At 67.1% G+C, this 6000-nt stretch carries 5 protein-coding genes and 2 tRNA genes; 3 read left to right on the forward strand and 4 right to left on the reverse strand.

The genetic code is table 11. The annotated features are described in order from the left end of the window. Position 1 precedes the first annotated feature (1 nt). Positions 2-604 (forward strand): hypothetical protein, encoded by a 603-nt coding sequence (locus tag B2K11_RS11855; protein WP_239525979.1) that lies wholly within the window; start codon positions 2-4, stop codon positions 602-604. After that, the gene (locus tag B2K11_RS11860; RefSeq protein ID WP_163618488.1) at positions 597-1709 is read left to right on the forward strand and encodes a site-specific integrase; all 1113 of its coding nucleotides are present in this window, start codon (positions 597-599) and stop codon (positions 1707-1709) included. Before B2K11_RS11855 ends, B2K11_RS11860 begins: the two co-directional genes overlap by 8 nt. Positions 1710-1899: 190 nt before the next feature. Here the strand turns inward: B2K11_RS11860 and B2K11_RS11865 are convergent. Continuing rightward, positions 1900-1988, reverse strand: a tRNA-Ser gene (locus B2K11_RS11865). Between the two features lie 154 nt (positions 1989-2142). On the opposite strand from B2K11_RS11865, the gene B2K11_RS11870 reads away from it, so the two are divergent. Next, entirely contained in the window at positions 2143-2835 is a 693-nt protein-coding gene (locus tag B2K11_RS11870; RefSeq protein ID WP_163618489.1) for a DUF2278 family protein, read from the forward strand. A 60-nt stretch (positions 2836-2895) separates the two neighbouring features. Here the strand turns inward: B2K11_RS11870 and B2K11_RS11875 are convergent, their stop codons facing one another. The 3 genes from B2K11_RS11875 to B2K11_RS11885 all read right to left on the reverse strand — a co-directional run bounded on the left by B2K11_RS11875 (position 2896) and on the right by B2K11_RS11885 (position 5633). Beyond that, a complete protein-coding gene (locus B2K11_RS11875) occupies positions 2896-4215 on the reverse strand; it encodes an LCP family protein (protein ID WP_163618490.1) in 1320 nt (439 codons plus the stop codon). Beyond that, complete coding sequence (locus tag B2K11_RS11880; RefSeq protein ID WP_239525980.1) at positions 4215-5492, reverse strand: LCP family protein; 1278 nt, start codon at positions 5490-5492, stop codon at positions 4215-4217. Before B2K11_RS11880 ends, B2K11_RS11875 begins: the two co-directional genes overlap by 1 nt. Positions 5493-5548: 56 nt before the next feature. Next, a tRNA-Ser gene (locus tag B2K11_RS11885) sits at positions 5549-5633 on the reverse strand. Positions 5634-6000: the final 367 nt, after the last annotated feature.

Below are 6000 nucleotides of genomic sequence, written 5' to 3' on the forward strand. Positions count from 1 at the left end.
GGTGAAGGTCGACGTGAAGACACCCGATGGTCACGAAGTCACGTGGCGGTCTGCCACCCAGCCGGTCGGTTCCGCGCTGCGCATTACCCCCGAGTTCGTCGCGACGACGGTGGATCGGTCGTTGGGAGTGCAGACGTCCGTCGTCGCGCGGTACGTACCCGAGGAGGGCCGTTACGTCATCAAGGGCGTCAATAGCACCGCTGTACGCGACGAAGTCGAGTTGAACTACCCGACGGTTGCGAAGGTGGGGATGCAGGCGATCGTTCAGCTCGCCGCACCTCGCTGCATCTACCTCACACTCGACGACGAACACGATCCGCTCGCGACATGGCTGAGCGTGGACGATCTGACGACTGCCGAAGGTCGAATCCTGCCCCCGAATCTCGCCGCGGAAGTCGTGCGACGGGGTGGCGGTGACGCGCGCATGGAAGCCATCGAACTGCTGTACGGCAGCGCGGCTCTGGCAGGGCTGCCACCGGCGAAGCTGATCCAGAAGGAACTCGGCATTCCCCACCGGACCGCATCGCAGTGGATCATCGACGCCCGCAAAGCCGGACGCCTCGAGGGCATGAACTACAACGCCGGTCGACCGGCGCGTGGGTAGCGTTCACCCCTACGACAGCGCGAACGGAAAGCGCTACGAGGCGCGATATCGCAAGCCCAACGGCCGGCAAGGGGCGAAACGCGGATTCGTACGTAAACGGGATGCCGAACTCTGGCTCGCCGAGATCGACACCGCGCGTGCGAAGGGCAACTTCATCGACCCGCAGGCGGCGAAGGCAACCGTCGACCTACTGGGCCCGATCTGGCTCGACGCCAAACGCCACACGATGAAGCCGTCCTCGTTCGCCCCCATCGAAACAGCTTGGCGACTCCGCGTGCAGCCGACCTGGGGCGGGTGGGAGGTCGCGGACATCCGTCACACAGACGTCAGAGCTTGGGTAGCCGAGCTCACCAAGACCACCGGTGCGACGGTGACCATACGAACGTTCGGCGTGCTCGCGAGCATCCTCGACGACGCCGTCTACGACGCCCGGGTCGCAACGAACCCAGCGCGAGTGGGACGCATTGGACTGCCGAGAAAGACCCGTGGAAAGCACGGCTACCTCGCGCACGACGAGGTGATCAGGCTCGCGCGCGAGTCGGGCGATCGGAAGCTTCTCGTTCTGATGCTTGCCTACACGGGGATCCGCTGGGGCGAGGCAGCCGCACTCCGCGTCAAGGACATCGACTTCGACCGTGGCCGCATCCACATCACGAGGAACGCCGTTGAGGTGCACGGCAAGATCCACGTCGGCACCCCGAAGTCGCACACCGCGCGTGTCGTGCCGGTACCGGCGTTCCTGATGGAACAGCTCCAGCTGACCTCGGCTGGGCTCTCGCGTGAGTCGCTCATCTTCCCCGCGTCGGACGGTAGCTACATGCGTCGCACTCGCGCCGGCGACGGATCGAAGTCGTGGTTCAAGACCGCACTCGCGAATGCCGACCTGCCGATGATGACGACGCACGATTTGCGGCACACCGCGGCGTCGCTGGCGGTGCAGTCAGGCGCGAACGTGAAGACGATCCAGCGCATGCTTGGCCATACGTCAGCGGCGATGACCCTCGACGTCTACTCGGACCTCTTCGATGAGGATCTCAACGCCGTGTCGGATCGACTTGACGAGGGCGCAGCGAGAGCGGGAGTGACTCAGCTCTTCGAGAACTGACATCTGCCGACTCGGCAGCGGTCACCAACTACCGCGGCGTCGCGGACACCGGAGGATCAGGGCGATGCGGGAAGTCCGCAGACCGCTTTCTCGGATCTTGTTCGCAGATTCTTCGCAAATCGCGGTTCTATGAAAAAGCTATGGCCCGCGATCCCAGTGTTTTCAAGGGATCGAGGGCCAGAACCGAACGCGGAGACGGAGGGATTTGAACCCTCGGTCCCCTTGCGAGGACTCCACCTTAGCAGGGTGGTGCACTAGGCCTGACTATGCGACGTCTCCAGGCATCCGGGCGCGAAGCGCGGATGCACCCAGCAATCATAACCGAGACGAGCGCCGCTTCTTGCACCCGCCGATGCGGCCGACGCGACACCGCCCGCGATCCCTTCAGCCCACGCGCTCGTATCAACCGCACGAGCGCACCGCTCTTCCCGGTATGCCGTTCACACAGTACGGAGTGCTCAGCGGGACCCTCACGTCGCACGAGCGGGACGACCCGGACGAGTTCGGGCGCTGGTGGCACGTCAACCTCAGGGTTCGCAGCGGAGCGCGCGAGTTCAAGGTGGCAGTCGATGTCGACAGCAGCAAATCGGCAACCGGTGTGCAGTGGAAGACCGTCCGCACGACGAGCGCCAAGCTGGGCTGGCCGATGCTCCCGCCGCCGGCGTTCACCGGCCTCGTCTCCGCGCCGACGACCGGGGCGATCGACGTCATCCGTCATCCCGCCCTGCGTGTGGTCGGCATCCGAAGGTTCCTGCAGCGGCTGTTCCGCGCGAGGGATGCCGTACCCGCCGAGCGCTCGTGGTTCTGGATTCCGGTGCTGAGGCCCTGGCGCTCCGGCGATCACCTGCAGGCCTCGGAGGCGCTGGAGGCGACGCTGCGCGTCGGCGCGCTCACCCTGGTGTGGGGTGAGCCGTTCCCCGAGGGCGCGGCACCAGCCTCGGTGCAGGGCATGCACAACGTCCACCAGAACCAGGGCGACCCCGCCGGCTCGCAGTGGTGGCCCGAGAACGGGATCTGGCAGGATGGCGGCGTCGCCACGCTGCAGGCCGACGGCAGCTGGCTCGTCTTCGTCTCGAAGTTCTCGACGCAGAGCGATCACACCGACAGTCAGGGACATCCGACCTGACCAGCCGGCCGTAGAGGGCGAGCGGATGCCGCAGCCCGGCCCCGTCGCCGCCTGCCGAGGCTACCTCTGCCGCTGGGTGCAGGTGATGTCTTTCGCGGTCTGACCCGCGATGTCGGACGGCAACTCGACCCGCGCCTCTGCCACCGGAGTCTCCGCCGTGACAGGCGTCTCAGCGGTCGGCGGCGCCTCCGCCGCAGGCTCGGTCGCCGCCGGCGTGGGTGCCGTCTCCGGCTTGACGGCCTCACCCGTCACCTCGACGCCATAGCCCTGGCTGGCGTCGCCGGTCAGGGTCAGCGGCTGGTTGGCCTTCAGCGCGTCGAACAGCACGGTCGCGGCATCCTTCACCGGCATCACGCGGCTGCTGGTGGCACCCCCGACGTAGCGCGTCGGGTACTGGACGAACACGATGTCCTCGTACGGCACGTCCTTGACGGCCATGGCGATCTGCACCATGAGCGTGGGATTGGTGAGTCCCGAGCTCAGCACGAGCTGCTTCTGCTGCACCTGATTGATCGCAGTGGTCGCGAGATTGAGCAGCGTCCCAGGGTTCGCGAGAACCGAGTCGGACTGGAGCTTTCGCACCATCGACGACATGAACTGCTGCTGGTTCGAGATGCGGCCGAGGTCGGAGCCGTCGCCGATGCCGTGGCGGATGCGCAGGAACTGCAGCGCCTGCTCGCCCTCGAGCGTGTGCGTGCCGGCGGTCAGGCTCAGTCCGGTATGCGGGTCGCTGATGTCGTCTGCGACGCAGACGTCGACGCCGCCGATGGCGTCGGACATGTTGATCACGCCCGCCCAGCGGATCGCCGCGGCGAAGTCGATCTCATCCTCGATGATCGACTCGACCGTGAGCACCGTGCAGGCGAGTCCGCCGTACTGGTACGAGGCGTTGATCTGCTGCGATGACATCGCCGAGTGGTTGCCGCTGCCGTCCGCCTTCGGGCACGACGGGATCGGCACGAGCATGTCACGCGGGATCGACACGACCGTGACGCGGCGCGGCTCGTCGGAGATGTGCACGAGCATCGTCACGTCGTTGCGCTCACCGTCGGTGTCGCCCGCACGGCAGGCCGAGGAGAGTTGGGCGTTCTCGCCCTCGCAGGAGTCCGTGCCCACCATAAGGATGTTCACGCCGCCCTCAATCGCTCCGAGCGACGGCGGCAGCGGCTTCTCATCATCGAGCACGACCGCGTTGGCGGTCACCGTCTGCGTGGCGTCCCATACGCTGTACGCGGCCACGCTGGCCGCGCTCACCCCGAACACGCCGAGCACGACGCCCAGCATGGCGAAGAGGGTGACGAACGGATGCCGCGACTTCAGCGCACCGTGGCGCGCGAGGGGTGCCCGGCCCTCTCCCGAGGGCCGCTTCGACCCCGCCATCAGCCGTTGGCCCTGACGTTGCCGGCGGAGCAGGTCTGGTCCGCTGCCGACTGACCGGGGATGTCGTCCAGTGCGACGGGCGCCTCGGTCGGCGCCGGCGTGGCGCTGGTGCCGGGCGTCGGCGCCGTCTCGACGGGCGCCTCGGTCGGCTGCGGGTCTACGGTGACCACCCCGCCGGTGTTGTTCTGGTCGTTGGTCAGCTCGATCGGCTGGTTGGCTGCCAGTGCGGCCCAGAGCTTCTCGGCGAGTCGATCGTCGGGGACGACGCGGTTCGCATCGGCGGGATCGGTGATCACCGGGAACTGGACGAAGTTGATGTCTTGGAACGGCACGTCCTTGATCGCGAGTGCGATCTGCGCGAGCGTCATCGGGTTGGTGAGCGACTCGCTCGGCGTGATGTTGTCGACAGCGGTCGTGGCGAGCCTGTAGAGCGTCCCCGGATCCGACAGCACGTCGCTGCTCACGAGCTTGCGGGCGAGGCTCGACATGTACTGCTGCTGGTTCGAGATGCGCGCGAGGTCGCTCCCGTTCTCGAGGCCGTGCCGGGTGCGGAGGAACTGCAGCGCCTCGACGCCCTGGATCGTCCTGGGGCCGGGGCCCCAGTTGATGGCGGTGTACTTGTCTTTGATGCCGCCGTTGCCGATGCAGACGTCGACGCCGCCGATCGCATCGGTGATGTTGATGACGTTGCCGAAGCTCACCTTGGCGGCGAAGGGGATGTTCTGACCGCTGAGATCGCTGACGGTCTTGGCCACGCACGACAGGCCGCCGTAGCCCCACGCCTCGTTGATCTGCGTCTTCGACGTCGGCGAGGTCGTCGAGCCGTCCTCACGGGTGCACGACGGGATGGGGATCATCAGATCGCGCGGGAACGACACGACCGTCACGCGGCGCGGGTTGTCGGAGATGTGAACGAGCATGTTCACGTCGTTGAGCTGCCCGCCGGCGTCGGCACCCGTGCAGCGCGCGCCGAAGAGGTACGCGTACTCCTCTTCGCACTCATCCGTGCCGACGAGCAGGATGTCGACGCCGCCCTCGATCGCGCCGATATCGGGCGGAACCGGCCCCTGGCCCTCGAGCTCCACGGCGCCGTCGGCGAAGCTTGCGACCACGTCGGTGGCGGCATAGGCCGCGACACCGGCACCCGACACGAGCACCACCGCGGCGACGATGCCGACCAGCTTCATGATGAAGCCGACCGGGCTCGGAGACGACAGCTCACCGTGGCGGGCCACCGTGCGGCGGCCCCGCCTCGTGGGCTTGTGCGTCGAGCTCACTTGGTTCCCTCTCAAGGATGCTGCGGTCTCACGGTCGCCCCCGGCACATCACTCTGCGGAGGGTGTGGGATTCGAACCCACGGGACATTGCTGCCCACTGGTTTTCAAGACCAGGTCCATCGGCCGCTCGGACAACCCTCCCGGCGCATGCCACCCCGAAGGGAGGCATCCGTCGACAGGCGTCGAGTCTAGCCGACAGCACTGTCGGCCCCATTCTTCCAACGGCGCCTGGCAATCCTCTGAGGAACGCGCCTTCCCCAGCTGGTCCGGGTCGTTGAGCGAGCGAAGCGAGACGAAGCGCCTCGAGAACGATCCCGGTCGTTGAGCGAGCGAAGCGAGACGAAACGCCTCGAGCCGACGACTTGCGCCGGGTTCGGCGCGTTTCGTCTCGCTCGTTCCTCGCTCGCTCAACGACCGGGGCGCGGTGCCCACGGGTGGGTCTTCCGCCTCCAGGGCGGCACGCAGCTCGTCCGGTGTCAGGGGGAGGGGGTCGAGTGCGAAGCCGGCG

The organism is Microbacterium sp. B35-30, assembly GCF_010634855.1.
In the GTDB taxonomy this organism is placed as follows: domain Bacteria; phylum Actinomycetota; class Actinomycetes; order Actinomycetales; family Microbacteriaceae; genus Microbacterium.